Annotated in this window: 18 protein-coding genes and 1 pseudogene; 5 read left to right on the top strand and 14 right to left on the bottom strand. The window is 66.2% G+C overall.

What is annotated here, in order from left to right; translation table 11 throughout:
- Together Q0O97_RS11650 and moaA are read right to left on the bottom strand one after the other, a co-directional pair.
- Window positions 1-1,372 (bottom strand): annotated as a pseudogene (locus Q0O97_RS11650) (excinuclease ABC subunit A); the annotation flags it as partial.
- A 100-nt stretch (window positions 1,373-1,472) separates the two neighbouring features.
- Window positions 1,473-2,483 carry a GTP 3',8-cyclase MoaA gene (moaA, locus tag Q0O97_RS11645; RefSeq protein WP_294929204.1) on the bottom strand — a complete coding sequence of 337 codons (1,011 nt, stop codon included), beginning with the start codon at window positions 2,481-2,483 and terminating at the stop codon, window positions 1,473-1,475.
- A 128-nt stretch (window positions 2,484-2,611) separates the two neighbouring features.
- Between moaA and Q0O97_RS11640 the strand changes: the two genes are divergently transcribed.
- Window positions 2,612-3,115 (top strand): hypothetical protein, encoded by a 504-nt coding sequence (locus tag Q0O97_RS11640; protein WP_294929195.1) that lies wholly within the window; start codon window positions 2,612-2,614, stop codon window positions 3,113-3,115.
- Window positions 3,116-3,211: 96 nt separating this feature from the next.
- Complete coding sequence (locus tag Q0O97_RS11635; RefSeq protein WP_294929192.1) at window positions 3,212-3,841, top strand: DsbA family protein; 630 nt, start codon at window positions 3,212-3,214, stop codon at window positions 3,839-3,841.
- On the opposite strand, the gene Q0O97_RS11630 is transcribed toward Q0O97_RS11635, so the two are convergent.
- Window positions 3,830-5,551 carry an NAD(P)H-hydrate epimerase gene (locus Q0O97_RS11630; RefSeq protein WP_294929189.1) on the bottom strand — a complete coding sequence of 574 codons (1,722 nt, stop codon included), beginning with the start codon at window positions 5,549-5,551 and terminating at the stop codon, window positions 3,830-3,832. The genes Q0O97_RS11635 and Q0O97_RS11630 overlap by 12 nt on opposite strands.
- Window positions 5,552-5,704: 153 nt before the next feature.
- Between Q0O97_RS11630 and Q0O97_RS11625 the strand changes: the two genes are divergently transcribed.
- Entirely contained in the window at window positions 5,705-6,043 is a 339-nt protein-coding gene (locus Q0O97_RS11625) for a P-II family nitrogen regulator (RefSeq protein WP_294929187.1), read from the top strand.
- Window positions 6,044-6,079: 36 nt separating this feature from the next.
- Window positions 6,080-7,486, top strand: coding sequence for a type I glutamate--ammonia ligase (gene glnA, locus Q0O97_RS11620; RefSeq protein ID WP_294929184.1), 1,407 nt, complete (start codon window positions 6,080-6,082; stop codon window positions 7,484-7,486).
- Window positions 7,487-7,537: 51 nt separating this feature from the next.
- Here glnA and Q0O97_RS11615 read toward each other — a convergent pair whose 3' ends face one another.
- The 11 genes from Q0O97_RS11615 to coxB all read right to left on the bottom strand — a co-directional run bounded on the left by Q0O97_RS11615 (window position 7,538) and on the right by coxB (window position 17,476).
- Complete coding sequence (locus tag Q0O97_RS11615) at window positions 7,538-8,443, bottom strand: DMT family transporter (protein WP_294929181.1); 906 nt, start codon at window positions 8,441-8,443, stop codon at window positions 7,538-7,540.
- 75 nt (window positions 8,444-8,518) lie between these two features.
- Complete coding sequence (locus tag Q0O97_RS11610) at window positions 8,519-9,913, bottom strand: FAD-binding oxidoreductase (protein ID WP_294929178.1); 1,395 nt, start codon at window positions 9,911-9,913, stop codon at window positions 8,519-8,521.
- Between the two features lie 5 nt (window positions 9,914-9,918).
- A complete protein-coding gene (locus Q0O97_RS11605; protein WP_294929175.1) occupies window positions 9,919-10,500 on the bottom strand; it encodes a GNAT family protein in 582 nt (193 codons plus the stop codon).
- A gap of 1 nt (window position 10,501) precedes the next feature.
- Window positions 10,502-11,710 (bottom strand): pitrilysin family protein, encoded by a 1,209-nt coding sequence (locus Q0O97_RS11600; RefSeq protein WP_294929201.1) that lies wholly within the window; start codon window positions 11,708-11,710, stop codon window positions 10,502-10,504.
- Window positions 11,711-11,763: 53 nt separating this feature from the next.
- Window positions 11,764-13,152 (bottom strand): threonine synthase, encoded by a 1,389-nt coding sequence (thrC, locus tag Q0O97_RS11595; protein WP_294929173.1) that lies wholly within the window; start codon window positions 13,150-13,152, stop codon window positions 11,764-11,766.
- A gap of 8 nt (window positions 13,153-13,160) precedes the next feature.
- A complete protein-coding gene (locus tag Q0O97_RS11590; RefSeq protein WP_294929171.1) occupies window positions 13,161-13,832 on the bottom strand; it encodes an SURF1 family protein in 672 nt (223 codons plus the stop codon).
- Between the two features lie 151 nt (window positions 13,833-13,983).
- A complete protein-coding gene (locus Q0O97_RS11585) occupies window positions 13,984-14,811 on the bottom strand; it encodes a cytochrome c oxidase subunit 3 (RefSeq protein WP_294929168.1) in 828 nt (275 codons plus the stop codon).
- A gap of 36 nt (window positions 14,812-14,847) precedes the next feature.
- Window positions 14,848-15,414 carry a cytochrome c oxidase assembly protein gene (locus Q0O97_RS11580; protein WP_294929165.1) on the bottom strand — a complete coding sequence of 189 codons (567 nt, stop codon included), beginning with the start codon at window positions 15,412-15,414 and terminating at the stop codon, window positions 14,848-14,850.
- On the bottom strand, window positions 15,411-15,653 hold the full coding sequence (locus Q0O97_RS11575) for a hypothetical protein (RefSeq protein WP_294929162.1): 243 nt from the start codon (window positions 15,651-15,653) through the stop codon (window positions 15,411-15,413). Before Q0O97_RS11575 ends, Q0O97_RS11580 begins: the two co-directional genes overlap by 4 nt.
- Window positions 15,653-16,570 (bottom strand): heme o synthase, encoded by a 918-nt coding sequence (cyoE, locus tag Q0O97_RS11570; RefSeq protein ID WP_294929159.1) that lies wholly within the window; start codon window positions 16,568-16,570, stop codon window positions 15,653-15,655. The genes Q0O97_RS11575 and cyoE overlap by 1 nt, the downstream gene beginning before the upstream one ends.
- Window positions 16,571-16,579: 9 nt before the next feature.
- Entirely contained in the window at window positions 16,580-17,476 is an 897-nt protein-coding gene (gene coxB / locus Q0O97_RS11565; protein WP_294929156.1) for a cytochrome c oxidase subunit II, read from the bottom strand.
- Window positions 17,477-17,637: 161 nt separating this feature from the next.
- Between coxB and tldD the strand changes: the two genes are divergently transcribed.
- Window positions 17,638-19,059, top strand: a complete 1,422-nt coding sequence (tldD, locus tag Q0O97_RS11560; protein ID WP_294929153.1) for a metalloprotease TldD — start codon at window positions 17,638-17,640, stop codon at window positions 19,057-19,059.
- Window positions 19,060-19,075: the final 16 nt, after the last annotated feature.

Raw genomic sequence — 19,075 nt, 5'->3', positions numbered from 1 at the left:
TCTCGGCCTTTTGTTTCGAGAGGTTGGCGGGCACGGCCTCGATCCAGTCTAGCGCCTCGCGGATGGAACGCTCGACCACCTCGCCGACATGGTTGCCCGAGATTTTCACCGCCAGCGCCTCGGGTTTCAGGCGATAGCCGTGGCAGGCACCACAGGGGCGGTTGTTCTGGTAACGCTCGAACTCCTCGCGGACCCATTGCGAATCGCTTTCGCGCAGGCGCCGTTCCATGTTGGGGATGACGCCCTCGAAGGTGCGGCTGATCTCATAGATGCGGCCGGCATCGTCGAAGCGGAACTTGATCTCGTCACTGCCCGAGCCGCGCAGGAACAGTTCCTGCACCGCTTCGGGCAGGTTCTTCCACGGAGTCTTCTTGTCGAAACCGTAATGCTTCGCCAGCGCGTTGACGGTCTGGGTCAGATAAGCGGATTTCGACTTGGCCCAGGGCGCGATGGCCCCCTGCGCCACCGAAAGGCTTTGATCCGGCACCACCAGCCGGTCGTCGAAGAACAGTTCCACCCCAAGCCCGTCGCAGACCGGGCAGGCGCCAAAGGGTGCGTTGAAGGAAAACAGGCGCGGCTCGATCTCGGGGATGGTGAAGCCGCTGACGGGACAGGCGAAATTCTCGGAAAAGGTGATGCGCTCGGGCTCATCGCTGGCGGTTTCCAGCACGGCGATGCCGTCGGCCAGATCCAGCGCGGTGCGGAAACTGTCGGCCAGCCGCGTCTGCATGCCCTCGCGCACGACGATGCGGTCCACCACCACGTCGATGTCATGGCGGAATTTCTTGTCCAGCACGGGCGGCTCGTCCAACTCGTGGAACTGGCCGTTAACCTTGACGCGCTGGAAACCCTGCTTGCGCAGTTCCAGAAATTCCTTGCGGTATTCGCCCTTGCGGTCGCGCACGATGGGGGCCAGCAGATAGGCGCGGGTGCCCTCGGGCATCTCCATCACGCGGTCCACCATGTCCTGGACCTGCTGCGCCTCGATCGGCAGGCCGGTCGCGGGACTGTAGGGCGTGCCCGCGCGGGCGAAGAGCAAGCGCAGGTAGTCGTAGATTTCCGTCACCGTGCCGACGGTCGAGCGGGGGTTCTTGCTGGTCGTCTTCTGCTCGATGGAAATCGCCGGGGACAACCCGCTGATCCGGTCCACGTCCGGCTTGCCCGCCATGTCCAGGAATTGCCGCGCATAGGCGGACAGGCTTTCGACATAGCGGCGCTGCCCTTCGGCATAGATCGTGTCAAAAGCAAGGCTGGACTTGCCCGACCCCGACAGGCCGGTAATCACCACCAGCTTGTCGCGCGGAATGTCCATATCCACGTTTTTCAGATTATGCTCGCGCGCGCCGCGCACCTCGATGAACTTCTGTTCCATCGCCGCCTTCCAGTTCCGCCAAGCGCATCAGATAGGCAGCAATTGCGAAAACACAACCAAAAAATAAGAACGCATCGGGAACAGGCGCCCTTTTGCGGATTCAGCCGCCGGTATGGCTCATGTGGCGGGTCACCTGCCCGCCGATGCCGCGCGAATAGTCGAAGTCGTGCCCCTTGGGCTTGCGCGTGATCGCCTCGCGGATGGCGGCGGCCAGATCGGCATCGCCCGATGCGCGCAGGGGCGCGCGCAGATCGGCGCGGTCCTCTTGTCCCAGGCACATGAACAATTCGCCCGTGCAGGTCAGGCGGACGCGGTTGCAGCTTTCGCAGAAATTATGCGTCAGCGGGGTGATGAAGCCGATCTTCTGGCCGGTTTCCTCGATCCGCGCATAGCGGGCGGGGCCGCCGCTGCGCTCGGGCAAGGGCGTCAGGGTCTGGCGGCTTTCCAGCCGGGCGCGCAGGTCGGACAGCGGCCAGTATTGGTCCAGCCGATCCTCGCCGCCGATGTCGCCCATCGGCATGACCTCGATGAAGGTCAGGTCGTGGCCCTGATCGGCGCACCAATCGACAAGGGTGAACAGCTCATCCTCGTTGAAGCCCTTGAGCGCGACGGTATTGATCTTGACGCGCAGCCCGGCATCCTTTGCCGCACGCAGCCCGTCCAGCACCTGCGGCAGGCGGCCCCATCGCGTGATCGCCGCGAATTTGTCGGCATCCAGCGTGTCCAGCGAGACGTTGATCCGCCGCACCCCGCAATCGGCCAGCTCATGCGCGAATCGGGCAAGCTGGCTGCCGTTGGTGGTCAGGGTCAGTTCGTCCAGCCCCATCTCAGGGCCTTGGTCCAGATGCCGCGACATGGCACGGAAGAATCCCATGATGCCGCGCCGCACCAAGGGCTCGCCCCCGGTGATGCGCAGCTTGCGCACGCCAAGGCCGACGAAGGCCGAACACAGCCGGTCCAGTTCTTCGAGCGTCAGAAGTTCGGCCTTGGGCAGGAACTGCATGTGTTCGGCCATGCAATAGGTGCAGCGAAAATCGCAGCGGTCGGTGACCGACACCCGCAGATAGGTGATCGGTCTGGCGAAAGGGTCGATGAGCGGCGCGATCTTCATCAGCGAAACATAGGGCCGGGCCGGGCCGGGCACAAGTCGGCCCATTATCGCTTGCATTTTCGCGGTATTCTGGACAGCGCGGCGCGGCGCCGCTAGCCTTGCCCGAAATCACCGAAAACGAGGCTTGCATGGCATCCCGCATCCACCACCTTGCACCACTCGCGGCCCTGCTGGCGCTGGCGGCTTGCGGCGGCGATTCCGCATTGCTGCCCTCGCGCCCGGCGGATGCGCAGGCCGGGCAGGCAGCGGTTGCGGCGGCGACATCGGTCGCGCCAACGCTGACCGCGCCGGTTCCGCGCCCCACGGCGCGCACGGCGGACGAACTGAACACGACATCGCCCCAGCAGCGGGCCGAGGCCGCCGCCGCGCCTGCGGGCCGGCAGGAAAGGCTGGGCACCACCGTCGCCTCGCTTGGCGATCCGACACAGCCGGGTTTCTGGATCAAGACGCCGCTGGTCAGCGCCGCGGGCAAGGGCCGGATCGTGAACCCGGCGAACGGCAAATCCGCCAATGTCGAAATGCTGCCCCTGCCCGGTCCGGCCTCGGGGGGCAGCCAGGTCTCGCTGCCCGCGCTGCAACTGATCGGGGTCAGCCTGACCGACCTGCCCCGGATCGAGGTTTACCGGCAGTAACCCGCTGACAGCAATGTGACGCGCCTGCCCCGGTTGCGCGGTTCAGTTTCCCCGGATTTTCGCGATAATGCGGAAAATTTCCTGCCGGAGGCCGAAATGCTGAAACGCCGAACCTTCCTTGCCAGCGCCACGGCAACCGGCCTGACCCTTGCCGCAGCACACGCGCAGCAGCCCGACCGGCCCAATCCCATGCCCGAGGAATTGCGCCAGTCGCTGGAACGCGACCCGACCGCGCCGGTCCTTGCCAATGCCCAGGGCAACATCACCCTGACCGAGTTCTTCGATTACAACTGCCCCTATTGCCGCAAGGTGGTGCCGGTGATCCAGCGCCTGATCTCGGCCGATCCGCAGTTGCGCGTCGTCTATCGCGAGATCCCGGTCTTCGGCGAAGGATCATGGTTCGCCGCCCGCGCCTCGCTCGCGTCGCTGAAGCAGGGCAGATACTGGCAGTTCCACGCCGCGCTGATGGGGATGCGGGGCCGGGCCGAGGAACCTTCGGTCATGCGCATCGCCCGCCAGGTCGGGCTGGACGAGGCGCAGCTTCGCCGCGACATGGAGGCGGCCAGCGTGGCCGAGCATATCGAGACCTCGCAGGCGCTGGCCGATCACATGGGCCTGTTGGGCACCCCCACCTTCATCGCCGGAGACGAGGCCCTTTTCGGACATCAGAGCCTTGACGACCTGCAAGGGCTGGTGGCGCGGGGCCGCAGCGCGCTAGGCGTCTAGGACCTTGACCAGCAGGTCGGGCAGGTCGTCCGCGATCAGTCCCGGCCCGTGCAGCCGCGCCGCCTGCGCATGAAGCCGGACGCCCGTTGCCGCCGCTTCCGGCGCCGGCAGGCCGCGCGCCAGAAGGCCGGCAATGATCCCGGCCAGCACATCGCCCGCGCCCGCAGTGGCCAGCCAGGGCACGTCGAATGCGGAATGGATGAAGGCGCGCCCATCGGGCGCCGCGATCACGGTATCGGGACCTTTCAGCACGACCACGGCACCGCAGCCCCCCGCCGCCTCGCGGGTCGCATCCAGGCGCGAAAAGGCGGGGCCGCGCATCCCGGCAAGCGCGTTGCGGTATCCCTGCGATTGCGCATGGCGCGCCTGCGGCTGCTGCGGATCGGACAAATCGTCACGGCTGACCGGCGCCGGGGCTTGGGGCGCGCGCAGCCGGGCCGCAAGGTCGGGAAAGAGGCGCGCGAATTCGCCACCATGCGGGGTCAGCACGCAATCCTCGTGCAGCAGCGCGATCAGGCCGGGATCGCGGGACAGGGCGGTCAGGGCATCGGCGTCCAGCACCACCCCGCGCCGTGTCGCAAGGATCGCGGGCAACAGCGCGGCCGCCCGCTCGATCCCGCAGCCGGGGCCGATGCAAAGCGCGTTGATCCGATGGTCCTCAAGCATCTCGCGCAGGCTGGCCGGATCGTCGATCCCCCGCCGCATCAGCGCATCCGGCGGCCCGGCATGTTCGGCCAGCGCGCCGGTGGGCGGACCAAGCGTCACCAGCCCCGCCCCGATCCGCAGCGCCGCCCGCGCGGACAGCCGCGCAGCCCCGCCACGAGCCACACCGCCGGCAAGGACCAGCGCATGGCCGTGGCTGAACTTGTGGCCGCCGCCGGCCTGCTGCTTGCGCAGCCAAGGCGCCCGCTTGCCGTCCATGACCGGATCGCGGCGGGAATCGGGGATAGGGAACTCGGGCCATATGGCCTGGACGGCGGGGCGGCGGATGCTGTCCGCGGGCGTTCCGTCCCTGTTCGGATTGCAGACCCGCCAGGGGGCCAGGCCGATATCGGCAATCACCAGTTCGCCGCACAGGATCGGCCCGCGTTCCAGCAGATGGCCCGGTTTGGGGCTGTCGAAGGCCACGGTCAGCCGGGCATGGGAATCGAAGGCGCCACCCTCGCGCGGGCTGCCCAGCATGATCCCGCTGTCCATGCACAGCCCGCTGGGGCAATCCACCGCCACCAGCCTTTCGCGAAAGAACGCCCGATCACCGCCCGAGCCGCCGATATGGGCCAGCAGTCCGGCGATCTCGCCCTCGGGCGGGCGGGTCAGGCCGGTGCCGAAGATCGCATCGACGTAGACCTGGCTATCCGGCCCCTCGTGCAAGCCCTGGACCGTCAGCGGCGCGACCGGCCCCATCGCCGCCCATTCCGCGCGGACGGCCTGCGCATCCGGCCCGGCGCGGCCCTCGGCGCCCAGGACCCGCACCCGCCACCCGGCCAGGGCCAGTTCGCGCGCGATGACATAGCCGTCGCCGCCGTTGTTGCCCGGCCCGCACAGTACCACCGCCCGCCCCGGCACCGGCCAGCGCAGGCGGATATGGCCCGCCACCGCCTGCCCGGCCCGCCGGATCAAGGTCAGCCCGCTGACCCAACCGCTGGCCATGGCGGCAGATTCGATCCCCCGCATCTGCGAGGTAGTCAGGATTTCGCTGCCGCCTAACATAATTCTTGCCTATAATAAGGGCGACATGCACAATATTTGTGCATAATACCGGGATATGCCACGCCTTTGCCCCCTTTGATCCGGCCCATGATTTACGCCACGCATCAAAGCGGCCAATCAGGTGACAGACAAGCCGCGAGGAAGGATCAGGCGATGAAGAAAGTCGAGGCGATCATCAAGCCGTTCAAGCTGGACGACGTGAAGGAGGCCCTGCAAGAGGTCGGCGTCCAGGGTCTGTCGGTCACCGAAATCAAGGGTTTTGGCCGCCAGAAGGGCCATACCGAACTGTATCGCGGCGCGGAATATGTCGTGGACTTCCTGCCCAAGGTCAAGATCGAGGCGGTCCTGCCCGACGACATGGTCGATGCCGCCGTCGAGGCGATCGTCAACGCCGCGCGCACCGACAAGATCGGGGATGGCAAGATCTTCGTCTCGCCCGTCGAACAGGCCATCCGCATCCGCACCGGCGAAACCGGCGACGACGCGCTCTGATCCGCCCACGCGCATAGCTTTACCAAGGGAATACCAATGACAATCAACGACGTTCTGAACCTGATCCGCGAGGAAGACATCGCCTATGTCGATGTCCGTTTCACCGATCCCAAGGGCAAGTTGCAGCATGTGACGCTGGCGGCCGAGCTGGTGGACGAGGACTTCTTCGAGGAAGGCTTCATGTTCGACGGCTCTTCCATCGCGGGCTGGAAATCCATCGACCAGTCCGACATGAAGCTGATGGCAGACCCCGCCTCGGCCTATGTCGATCCGTTCTATGCCGAAAAGACGCTGTGCCTTCATTGCGACGTGGCCGAACCGGACACGGGCGAGCGTTACGCCCGCGACCCGCGCGGCACCGCCCGCAAGGCCGAGGCCTATCTGAAAGCCAGCGGCATCGGCGACGTGGCCTATTTCGGTCCCGAGGCCGAATTCTTCCTGTTCGACGACGTGCGCTATGCCGTGACGCCGCAAAAGGTCGCCTTCGAGATCGACAGCGTGGACGCCGCCTGGAACACCGACACCATCTATGAAATGGGCAACCAGGGCCACCGCGCGGCCCACAAGGGCGGCTATTTCCCGGTCAACCCCATCGACGCGGCGCAGGATATCCGCGGCGAGATGCTGACCACCATGAAGCGCATGGGCATGAAGATCGACAAGCACCACCACGAGGTCGCCAGCGCCCAGCACGAATTGGGGCTGATCTTCGGCCAGTTGACCGAACAGGCCGACAATATCCAGAAATACAAATACGTCATCCACAACGTCGCCCATGCCTATGGCAAGTCCGCGACCTTCATGCCCAAGCCGATGAAGGGCGACAACGGCTCGGGGATGCACGTCAACATGTCGATCTGGAAGGACGGCAAGCCGCTGTTCGCGGGCGACAAATATGCCGATCTGTCGCAGGAAGCCCTGTGGTTCATCGGCGGCATCCTGAAACACGCCAAGGCGCTGAACGCGCTGACCAACCCCTCGACCAACAGCTACAAGCGGCTGATCCCCGGTTTCGAGGCCCCGGTGCTGCGCGCCTATTCCGCACGCAACCGCTCGGGCTGCGTGCGCATTCCGTGGACCGAATCGCCCAAGGCCAAGCGCGTCGAGGCCCGCTTCCCCGATCCCGCCGCCAACCCCTACCTGTGCTTTGCCGCGCTGCTGATGGCGGGTCTGGACGGGATCAAGCACAAGATCGACCCCGGCCCCGCCTCGGACAAGGACCTCTACGACCTGCCGCCCGAGGAACTGGCCGAGATCCCGACCGTCTGCGGCTCCCTGCGCGAGGCGCTGGAGGAACTGGAGAAGGACATGGACTTCCTGCTGGCCGGCGACGTCTTCACCCGCGACCAGCTTGAAGGCTATATCAAGCTGAAATGGGAAGAGGTCTATGCCTATGAGCATACCCCCCACCCGGTCGAATACGCGCTGTATTATTCCGTGTGACATGGACAGGCGCCCCGCGGGGCGCCTTTTCCGTCCCGCCGCAGGCCCCGCTCATTGCCGCAAGGACAGGATTCCGGCGCCGACGATCAGCGCCATGCCAAGGGTCGAAATCGCGTCCGGCACCTCGGCAAAGAACACCAGCCCCCAGATGACCGCAAACCCGACATAGGCGAAGTCGAACGCCCCGATCATCGCAGGCGGCCCGTTTTGATAGGCGAAGGCCGCGCCGATGCTGCCGATCAGGATCGCGGCGGCCAGCAGGGTCATGGACAGCCATTCCGCCGGTCCCATGCCGGTCCAGCGGGCCAGCAAAAACCCCTGCCTTGCCGACTCGGGCAGTAGGGCGGCAAGCGCGGCGGCCAGCACCCCCGCCATGACGAAGGCCAGGTTCAGCGCAAGCGAAAGCATGATCGGATCCTGCTGGCGGCATCTGGTGCGGGTCAGGATCATCGCCCCGGCATAAAGCATGGCCGAGACCAGGGGCAGGATCGCATAGGCGTTGAAATCGCCTGCCTTGGGACGCAGGATCAGCAGGACGCCCAGAAAGCCGGTGAATACGGCTGCCCAGCCGGTGCGCGAAATGCGGTCTCCGATGAACAGGGCGGAGAACAGGGTGATGAAGATCGGCAGCGTGTAATAGGCTGCTGCCGCCGCCGAGAGCGTCAGTTCCGGCAGCGAAAGATAGTAGCAGACCCACATGCCGACCAGCATCAGGCTGCGCAGGGCGACCCACCGGATCGCATCCGGCAGCCGCAGCCGTGCTTTCGACGCCAGAACCACCAGCAGGACCGGGATGACGATCAGCGAGCGGATCACGAAGATCTGCCAGATGACGAAGCTGCCGCTGGTCAGTTTGATCAATGCGTCGCCCAGTGACAGCGCCAGCACGGTCAGGATGATGACGCCGACCGCAAGGGGGATGTTGTCATGTCGGCCCTGCGATCCGGTCGGGGGCATTCCGCCATCCTTCTGCGTTCACCGTAAGAACTTTACAAGAACATCCAGCGCCGGGCAATAGGCTGGCAAAAGGGTTCAGGACAGGACGGCGCCGGGGTTCATGATGCCTTGCGGGTCCAGCGCGGCCTTGATCCGGCCCATGACCCCAAGCCGCACGGGATCGGCCCAATGGCGCAGGTCATCGACCTTCAGCCTGCCGATGCCGTGTTCGGCGGAAAAGGAACCCTCGCGCTCCATCACCAGCGCATGGATACGGCGCGAGAGGTCGGCGGCGATGGCGCGATATTCGGCGCGGTCGTGGCCCGGCGGGGGAAAGACGTTGAAATGCAGGTTGCCGTCGCCAAGATGGCCGAAGCAGTTGATCCGAAACGGCCCGATCCCCGCCACCAGCGCCCGCGCCTGCCCGATGAAGCCCGCGATCTGCGTCAGCGGCAGGCTGATGTCGTGGCTGGCGATGGTGCCGATGCGGCGGTTCGCCTCGGGCAGGCTTTCGCGCAGGGTCCAGAAGGCTTCGGCCTGTGCGCCCGATTGCGCGATGACGGCGTCCTGGATCAGGCCACGCTCGAACGCCTCGGCCAGCAGCCCTTCCAGCGCGGGATCGGCGCCAAGACCGGCGGGCAGGCCGACCTCCAGCAGCACGCTCCAATCCGCGGCGGGGAAGGGCAGGCGGATCTCGGGCATGGTCTCGGCCAGAAAGCGCAGCCCCTGCCCGGCGATCAGCTCGAAGGCGGTGACGCCGCCCGCCAGATGCCCCTCGGCCAGCGCCAGCAGTTCCAGCGCGGCGGCGGGATCGGGCACGACCAGCATCGCCACCCCCTGCGAGGCGGGCGGCACCACCATCCGTAGGCTGGCCGCGGTCACGATCCCCAGCGAGCCTTCGGCCCCGATCAGCAGGTCGCGCAGGTCATAGCCGGTGTTGTCCTTGCGCAGGCGCTTGAGATCGCGCAGGATTTGCCCGTCGGGCAGAACCGCCTCGATCCCCAGGCACAGCGCCCGCGCGGTGCCGTGTCGCAATGCGCTGACCCCGCCCGCATTGGTCGAAAGACAGCCCCCGATGGTCGCCGTCCCCTGCGAGGCCAGCGACAACGGAAACAACCGCCCCTGCCCCGCCGCCGCGTCGCGCATGGATTGCAGGGTCATCCCGGCCTCGGCCACGGCGACGTTTTCCTGCGGCCAGATGGCACGAAGGGCGGTCATGCGTTCCAGCGACAGGATCAGCGGCGCGGGACCTTCGGGCAGGACCTGCCCCAGAACCAGCCCCGTTCCGCCCCCGCGCGGCACGATCCCCACGCGGCGCGCGGCGCAAAGGCGCACGATCCGCGCCACCTCTTCGACGGTGCGGGGGGCGGCGACGATGCCCGCGACGCCGCGCAGCCTGCCGCGCGGTTCCTCGAAATAGGCGGGGGCAGGCGGGCGCAGGGTGCCCGGCGGCAGCGCGCGGGCCAGATCATCATCGGCTGGGTTCAGCATCTGCCCTATCCCGCCCAAGTCCGCCCCCGCCGGTCGTGGCGCAGGTTGGCGTAAAGCACATGGTTGCGCCAGCGCCCGTTGATCTGCAAATAGCTTTGCGCCACGCCTTCATATTTGAACCCCGTCTTTTCCAGCACCCCGCGCGAGGGCGTATTCTCGGGCAGGCAAGCCGCCTCGATCCGGCTGAGATCCAGCGTCGTGAAGGCGTAATGCACCAGCGCCCCGATCGCCTCGTGCATATAGCCGTTGCGGGCGAAGGGCTGGCCGATCCAATAGCCAAGCGTGCCGGTCTGCGCGGGACCGTGGCGGATGTTGTCCAGCGTGATCGCGCCCACCAGAACGCCGTCGCGGCGCACCATGAACAGGGGCAGCGCCGTCCCGCCCCGGCTGGCGCGCTGCGCCCAATAGACGCGATTGGTAAAGCTTTTGCGCGTCAGGTGGTCGGGCGCCCATGTCGGTTCCCACGGGATCAGGAAATCGCGGCTTTCGTCGCGCAGCGTCACCCAGGCGTTGCAATCGCTGTGCATCGGCAGCCGCAGCACCAGCCTTTCGGTCTCAAGGCGCAGCGGGCGACGACGCGAGAACATCTTACGCGGCCAGCCTGCGGCCCAGTTCCTCGCGGTCGGGCGCAAGCGAGACGGGACCGTAAAGCGCCAGCGCCGGGCGGGCGGTTTCGATCAGGCGGACGGCATGTTCGCGCACATCGGCCAGGGTGACGGCATCCAGCCGCTGCGCCAGTTCCTCGGCCGGGGGGATGCGGTCCCAGATGGTCAGCGACCGGGCCATCCGCTCGGCCTGACCCGAAGGGCTTTCCAGCCCCATCAGCATCCCGGCCTTCAACTGGGCCTTGGCGCGGGCGACCTCGGCCTCGGTCATGTCCTCGGCGCTGCGGCGGATTTCGTCGATGGTGATGGTCGCCAGATCGCCCACCTTGTCGCCCGAGGTGCCCGCATAGACCGTCACCATCCCGGTGTCGTCATGAAACCCCGATTGGGCAAAGATCGTGTAGCACAGCCCGCGTTCCTCGCGCACCTTCTGGAACAGCCGCGAGGACATCCCGCCCCCAAGCGCCGAGGACCAGATCTGGGTCGCGAAATAATCCGCGTCGCGGTAACCCGGCCCTTCCAGCGCCAGCGCGAAATGGGCCTGTTCCAGGTCCTTGACGCGGCGGGTTTCGGCACCCTGCCAGCGGGCGGGTTCGCGCCGGGCAAGGGCGCGGGGCTGGCGGTCGCCGAAGATCTCGCCCGCCTGCGCGACCAGCAGGTCGTGATCGACCGCACCGGCGGCGGCGACGATCATGTGGCCGGGGCTGTAATGTTCCTGCACGAAACCGGCCAGCGCGTCGCGGTCGAAGCTGTTCACACGCTCGGCCGGGCCCAGGATCGTGCGGCCCATCGGCTGGTCGGGATAGGCCGATTCCTGCAACCAGTCGAAAATCACGTCGTCGGGCGTGTCCAGCGACTGGCCGATTTCCTGCAAGATGACGCCGCGCTCGACCTCGATCTCGCGCGCGTCGAAGACCGGGTTCAGCACGATGTCCCCGATCACGTCCAGCGCCAGCGCCACGTCGCCCGATAGCACGCGCGCGTAATAGGCCGTCACATCGCGCGAGGTATAGGCGTTGATATAGCCGCCCACATCCTCGATCGCCTCGGCGATTTGCAGGGCGCTGCGCCGCGCGGTGCCCTTGAAGGCCATATGTTCCAGAAAATGCGCGATGCCGTTCTGCTCGGCCCGCTCATCCCGGCCACCGGCGTTCACCCAGATGCCGACGGTCGCGGAATGCAGCCCGCCCATCGGTTTCGAGACGACGCGAAGCCCGTTCGGCAGCGTCGTGATCCTGATATCGTTCAAGCCGTCCTCCGTTCAAGGACCAGCGATTTAAGCGTTTCGACGTCGTTTTCAACCTGGGTCACACGCTCGGCCCGATTGAGGAGGTCGGCCATATGGGGCGGCAGGGCGGGACGGATGCCAAGCGCGGATTCGACCGCATCGGGGAATTTCGCGGGATGGGCGGTGGACAGCGACACCATCGGCACGCCGTCGCGCCGGTGTTCGCGGGCGACCTTGATCGCGACGGCGGTGTGGGGGCAGATCACCTGCCCGGTTTCGCGGTGGACCTGCGCGATCATCTCGTTCGTCTCGGCCTCGGACGCGCGGCCCGAACCGTAGATCTCGCGCAACTGCTGCAAGGCGCCCTGGCTGATGGTGAAGCCGCCGCCTTTCAACTCGTCCATCAACTGCCGGATGGCGCCCGCATCCTTGCCATAGGCCAGCCACAGCGCGCGCTCGAAGTTGGAACTGACCTGGATGTCCATCGAGGGGCTGATCGAGGGCGCGACCTCGCCCACCCGGTATTCGCCCGTGGTCAGCGCGCGGTGCAGGATGTCGTTCTGGTTGGTCGCGACGACAAGCTGGCCCACCGGCAGACCCATCGCCCGCGCGACAGACCCGGCAAAGATATCGCCGAAGTTGCCGGTAGGCACCGTAAAATCGACCTGCCGATGCGGCGCGCCAAGGCTGACGGCGGCGCTGAAGTAATAGACGACCTGCGCCAGCACCCGCCCCCAGTTGATGGAATTGACCCCGGCCAGCCCCACGCGGTCGCGGAATGCGTGGTCGTTGAACAGGTCTTTGAGCCGCGCCTGGCAATCGTCGAAATGCCCGTCCAGCGCCAGCGCGTGGACATTGGCCTCGGTGGGCGTGGTCATCTGGCGGCGCTGGACATCGCTGACGCGCCCGTGCGGGTAAAGGATAAAGACATCGACATTCGGCAGGCCCCGGAACGCCTCGATCGCGGCCGAGCCGGTATCGCCCGAGGTCGCCCCGACAATCGTGATGCGTTGCCCCGTCCGTTCCAGCGCGATCTGGAACAACTGGCCGATCAACTGCATCGCAAAGTCCTTGAAGGCCAGCGTCGGGCCGTGGAACAGTTCCAGCAGGTGATGACCGGGCGCAAGCTGGGTCAGCGGCGCACGGGCAACATGGCGAAACCCGCGATAGGCGCGGTCGATGGCCCCGCGCAATTCATCGGGCGAAAAGCTGTCGCCGGTAAAGCGCGAGACGATGCGGAAGGCCACCTCTTCATAGGGCAGGCTTTCCAGCGCGGCGATCTCGTCCCTGCCGATGGCGGGCACCTCGGCGGGAACGTAAAGGCCGCCGTCGCGGGCCAGCCCGGTCATCAGCGCCTGGTCGAAGGTCAGCGCGTCCGCCTGACCGCGGGTAGAGACATATTGCATGATCTATCCTAGAATTTCCGTTGCCTGATACGCCAGATCAGCGCGACTGTCATCCCCGCCCATACCGCAGCGATCATGAACCATGTCGCGGCATATTGCAGGTGGTTGTTGGGAATGCCCTGAATGCTGATCGGCACGGGCAGGATGTCCTGCGCGTCACCCTGAACCTGCGCGGCGATGACCAGCAGCGGCTCGGTATCCATATGCTGCGCCATGCGCGGCACCTCGCGCGCGAACCAGATGGCTTCGTCAAGGTTCGGCTCGGGGGTGGAGGAGTTCCTCTCCTCGGGCCAGTGCAGGTTGCCGGTGATGCGCAGATCGACCGGCGGGCGTGGCTGGCGGCGTTCGTCCTGCGTGATGAAGCCGCGATCCACCAGGATGCGCCGCCCGTCCTCGGTCTGGAAGGCCGAGATCACCTGATAGCCGCCCCCGTAATCGCGCATCCCCGACATGACCAGGATTTCCTCGCCCGTGGTGCGGCCGGCGACCGCGACGGGCTGATATTTCATCTCGGGGCGGTAGGCATCGGGGATGGGAACGGGTGTGGCGGTAATGCGGGCCTCGATCTCGTCCAGCATGCCCTCTTTCCAGCCGAGGCGCTGGACCTGCCAGAAGCCCAGGCTCAGCAGGATCGCGACGCCGAGGACGCCAGAGATGACGGGAAACAGGTAGCGGCGCATGGCGGTCTCGGGATCACGCGGTTGGGACGGTTGGACGCAAGGCGTCGGGCATCCGGGCGGGATCGTCAAGGGGCAAGCGCGCCCCGGTCCCGAAATGGCGAAGGGCGCGCGGAACCCATGCCCCGCGCGCCCCCTGAACCAAGGCGGCCCCTTAGCGCCCCCAGACGTAGATCGAGGCGAAAAGGAACAGCCAGACCACGTCCACGAAGTGCCAATACCAGGCGGCGGCCTCGAATCCGACATGGGCCTCTTGCGTCATCTGGCCGCGGATCATGCGGATGAGGCAGACGAACAGGAAGATCGTGCCGATGATGACGTGGAAACCGTGAAAGCCGGTCGCCATGTAGAACACGCCGCCATAGGCCGTATCGGCAAGGCCGAATGCCGCGTGGCTGTATTCGTAGGCTTGCAGGAAGCTGAAGGCGACGCCCAGGAACACCGCGACGGCCAGCCCGTTGATCGCGGTCTTGCGGTCGTTTTCATGCAGGAAGGCATGGTGCGCCCAGGTCACGGCAACGCCCGACAGAAGCAGGATCAGCGTGTTGATGAAGGGCAGGTGCCACGGGTCGAAAGGCACGATCCCCTCGGGCGGCCAGACGCCGTCGCGCAGCGGGCTTTCGGGTCCCATCGGGTAAAGGGCATGCTTGAAAAAGGCCCAGAACCAGGCGACGAAGAACATCACCTCGGAAATGATGAACAGGATATAGCCGTATTGCAGGCCGATCCGCACGACGGGGGTGTGATCGCCGGTCTCGCCCTCGCGGACGACGTCGGACCACCAACTGAACATCACGAACAGCACCCCGGCCAGCCCCATCAGGAACAGCCACGGCCCTTCGATCGAGAAATTCTCGGTCATGGACATGGGCCGCATCCAGGCCACGCCCCCGAACAGCATGAAGAAGGTCGAGACGGCCCCAAGCAGCGGCCAGATGGACGGTGGCAGAATGTGATAATCGTGGTTCTTAGCGTGCGCCATTGTCAGATCCTGGCTGTTGGTTCGTCTTGATTTGGCTCAGTCGAGGGTCGTCCCGCCAGCCGTGGCGGAACGCGCGTCGGCGGTCTTGTCGGTGCGGTGGAACGTATAGGAAAGGGTGATGTTGCGGACACGGCCCGCATCGCGGTCGTTGACCAGTTCGGGGTCGACGAAGAAGCTGACCGGCATCTCGATCCGTTCACCCGGTTGCAGGGTCTGCTCGGTGAAGCAGAAGCATTCGATCTTGGCGAAGTAGTAACCGGCGACCTCGGGGGCGACGTTATAGCTGGCAGTGCCGGTAATGGGCACGTCGCTGGTATTGATCGCCTCGTAGAAGGCAAGGCCGTTCTCGCCGATCTTCAGTTCGATCTCGCGCTGAAGGGGGCGGAAGGACCAACCCATGTTGCGGTCGACATTCGCGTCGAAGCGCACGCGGATGGTTTCGTCCAGCACGACATCCGAAGCGGCCTCGGCAACCATCGTCGTTCCGCCGAAGCCGGTGACGCGGCAGAACCAGGAATAGAACGGAACGGCGGCCCAAGACAGCGCGCCCATGACCAGAACGATGCCGACGAGTTGCAGCACGGTGCGATTGTTGCGGTTCATTGCCCCTCCTCCTCATCCTCGGCGGCAGGGATATCGCCTGCCGGTGCGTCGCCGTCCCCTTCGGCCGGGATCAGCGAGGTTCGCGGCTGATGGTCGAATCCCTCCATCATGTGCCCGTTGCTGATCTTGACGACCGTCATCCCAAAGATCAACGCGACAAACAGCGCAAGGACCACCAGCAGCCCGGTGTTCCGGCCGCGGCGGCGGCCATGCAGCTCATGTTCGGGACGCAGCGCCATCACCATCCCCCGACCCAGCCCTGCGCCAGCAGCGCCAGGAAATGCAGGAAGGTGTAGTAGAGTGAAAAGCGGAAATAGCGCTTCTCGACCGTGTAGCCGTCGGCCTCTGCCGCAACCTCGTCCCGGCGCAGGATACGCCAGCCGCCCAGGATGAACAGCGCGTTCAGCACCGCCGAGACCGCCAGATACAGCGGCCCGCCGACCGAGGTCAGCCCCAGCCAGATCGCGAAGGGCGCCAGCACCAGCGTATAGGCGAAGATATGGCGCCGGGTCGAGCGGCGACCGTTCGTCACCGTCAGCATCGGCACCCCGGCCTTGGAATAGTCGTCGCGCATGAACAGTGCCAGCGCCCAGAAATGGGGCGGCGTCCAGAAAAAGACCAGCGCGAACATCAGCAGCGATTCGATGCCGATGCCGCCGGTCACGCAGGCCCAGCCGATCATCGGCGGGAAGGCCCCCGCGGCGCCGCCGATCACGATGTTCTGCGGCGTCGAACGCTTCAGCCAGATGGTATAGACCACCGCATAGAAGAAGATCGTGAAGGCCAGGAACCCGGCGGCAAACCAGTTCGCGGCCAGCCCAAGCATCATCACCGACAGGATCGACAGGCCGATGCCAAGGGCCAGCGCCTCCTCCCGTCCGATCAGGCCGGCGGGAACGGGCCGGTCCTGCGTGCGGCGCATCACGGCGTCGATGTCCGAATCGTACCACATGTTCAGCGCGCCCGAGGCCCCGCCGCCTATGGCGATGAACAGGATCGAGCAGAAGGCGAGGAACGGGTCCATCTGGCCCGGCGCGACCCACAGCCCGACGAAGGCGGTAAAGACCACCAGCGACATGACACGCGGCTTCAGCAGGGCGATGTAATCGCCGAACTGCGCCTCGACCGGGCCTTCATATGCATTCGCTTCCGTCACATCCGGGCCTTATCGTGCCGACGCAACCTGGACGGGCTGCGCGGGAAGATGATCGGCGGCATCGACCGCAAAGGTCTGCTGCGCCCCGGCCAGCCATTCGTCATAGACCTCCTGGCTGACGACCTTGACGACGATGGGCATATAGGCGTGGTTGATCCCGCACAGTTCGGAACACTGCCCGAAATAGACGCCTTCCTGATCCGCCGCGAACCACAGTTGCGCGATACGGCCCGGAACGGCGTCCTGCTTGACGGCAAAGGCCGGGATCGTCCAGCTGTGGATCACGTCCGAGGCGGTGACCTGCATCAGCACGGTCTGCCCCACCGGCACCACGACGGCATTGTCGGTGGCCAGCAGATATTCGTTCTCGGTATAGCCCGCGTCGGCCAGTTCGTCCTGTTGCAGCATCAGCGCGTCGAAGGCGATCCCGTCATCGGGGTATTCATAGGACCAATACCACTGGTGGCCGGTCACCTTGATGACCAGGTCGGGATCGTTGGGCATTTCCTGGCTGCGGAACAGGATCGGCAGCGAGAAGGCGCCGATGGCCACCAGGATCAGCACCGGCACCAGCGTCCAGGTGATTTCCAGCGGCGTGTTGTGGGTGAAGCGCGCCGGAACCGGGTTGGCGCGGCTGTTGAAGCGGAAGATGCAGAACAGCAGCAGCAGGCAGACCACCGCCGTCACGAAGGCGATGATGACCAGCACGAAATCGTCCAGCCATTGCTGGTCGACCGCCAGCGAAGACGCTGCGGGATGGAAACCCATCCCCCCATCGACCGGCACCCCGACCCTCGGCAGATCGCGAAGCGCATCCTGCGCACTGGCCGGAATCGCCATCAGGGCCGCCACGCCGGTCGCTGTTACTGCCGCGAACACGCGGCGCATCAGAGCAATTGCCATCATTCCATCCCGTTGCCTACTGTCAGTCCAGCGGGCGCCGCCTCTGCGTCCACTGGTATCGGTTGGCCCTCACAACCATATCTTGGTGCAACGAGCAAGCCATACCTATCGACTTTGGGCCAAAAAGCTCATAGTCGCGGCGGTGTCCCGGCGGGAAGGATGACATGACAGACACGCGATTCGACCCTTTCGATCAGTTGCTTGACCAGGATCGGGCAGTTGGGATCCTGCGCTCGGCCCTGCAAGGCGGCGACGACGGAGAGCTGTTCATCGAGCGTTCGCGCGCCGAAAGGCTGGTCTTCGACGACGGGCGGCTCAAGAACGCCGGCTACAGCGCCGAACAGGGCTTCGGCCTGCGCGCCGTCAGGGGCGAGGTCACGGGCTATGCCCATTCCAACGACATCAGCGACCGCGCGCTGCGCGAGGCGGCGCAAACCGTGCGGCTGGCCGTGGGCGGCGGCGGCGGCGCGATGGCCCCCGCCCCGACCGGCGCGACGCCCCCGCTTTACGCACCCATCGACCCGGCGGCCACGGTGCCCTTCGGCCAGCGGGTCGAGGTCCTGCGCGAGATCGACGCCTATGCCCGCGGGCTGGACCCGCGCGTGGTGCAGGTCGGCGCCTCGATCGGGTCCTCGGTGCAGGAGGTGGCGATTCTGCGCCCCGAGGGCGGGCTGGCCACGGACATCCGCCCGATGGCGCAGGTCAATGTCTCGGTCACGGTCGAATCGAACGCGCGGCGCGAATCCGGCAATGCGGGCGGCGGCGGGCGGATCGCGCTGGACGGGCTGGTCTCGCCCGATCATTGGCAGCCACTGGTGCGCGAGGCGCTGCGGATCGCGCTGGTCAACCTGCGCTCGGTCCCCGCGCCCGCGGGCGTGATGGACGTGGTGCTTGGCCCCGGCTGGCCTGGCATCCTGCTGCACGAAGCCGTGGGCCACGGGCTGGAGGGCGATTTCAACCGCAAGGGACATTCCGCCTTCGCCGGGTTGATGGGCAGCCGCATCGCCGCACCCGGCGTCACCGTCGTCGATGACGGCACCATCCCCGACCGGCGCGGCAGCATCACCGTGGACGACGAGGGCACGCCCCCCGCCCGCAACGTGTTGATCGAGGACGGGATCCTGACCGGCTACATGCAGGACCGCCAGAACGCCCGGCTGATGGGGGTGGCGGCCACCGGCAACGGCCGCAGGCAAAGCTATGCCCATGCGCCAATGCCGCGCATGACCAATACCTTCATGCTGGCAGGCGATGCCGAACCCGGCGCAATCCTGGCCGATCTGAAGGACGGGATCTATGCGGTAGGCTTCGGCGGCGGGCAGGTGGACATCACCAACGGCAAGTTCGTGTTCAGTTGCACCGAGGCCTACCGGGTCAAAAACGGCACCGTCGGCGATCCGATTCGCGGCGCGACCCTGATCGGCGACGGCGCGACCGCGCTGCAAAGGATCCGCGCCATCGGCAATGACATGGCGCTGGATCCCGGCATGGGCAACTGCGGCAAGCAAGGCCAATGGGTACCGGTGGGCGTCGGTATGCCGACGCTGCTGATCGGCGGGCTGACGGTCGGCGGCGCGGCAGCCTGAACTACGATTCCGCTAA

The sequence above is a fragment of the uncultured Paracoccus sp. genome, from assembly GCF_945915435.1.
Taxonomy (GTDB): Bacteria; Pseudomonadota; Alphaproteobacteria; order Rhodobacterales; family Rhodobacteraceae; genus Paracoccus.
Note: the sequence above shows the minus strand (reverse complement) of the source record. Positions and strands in the feature narration are given on the sequence as shown.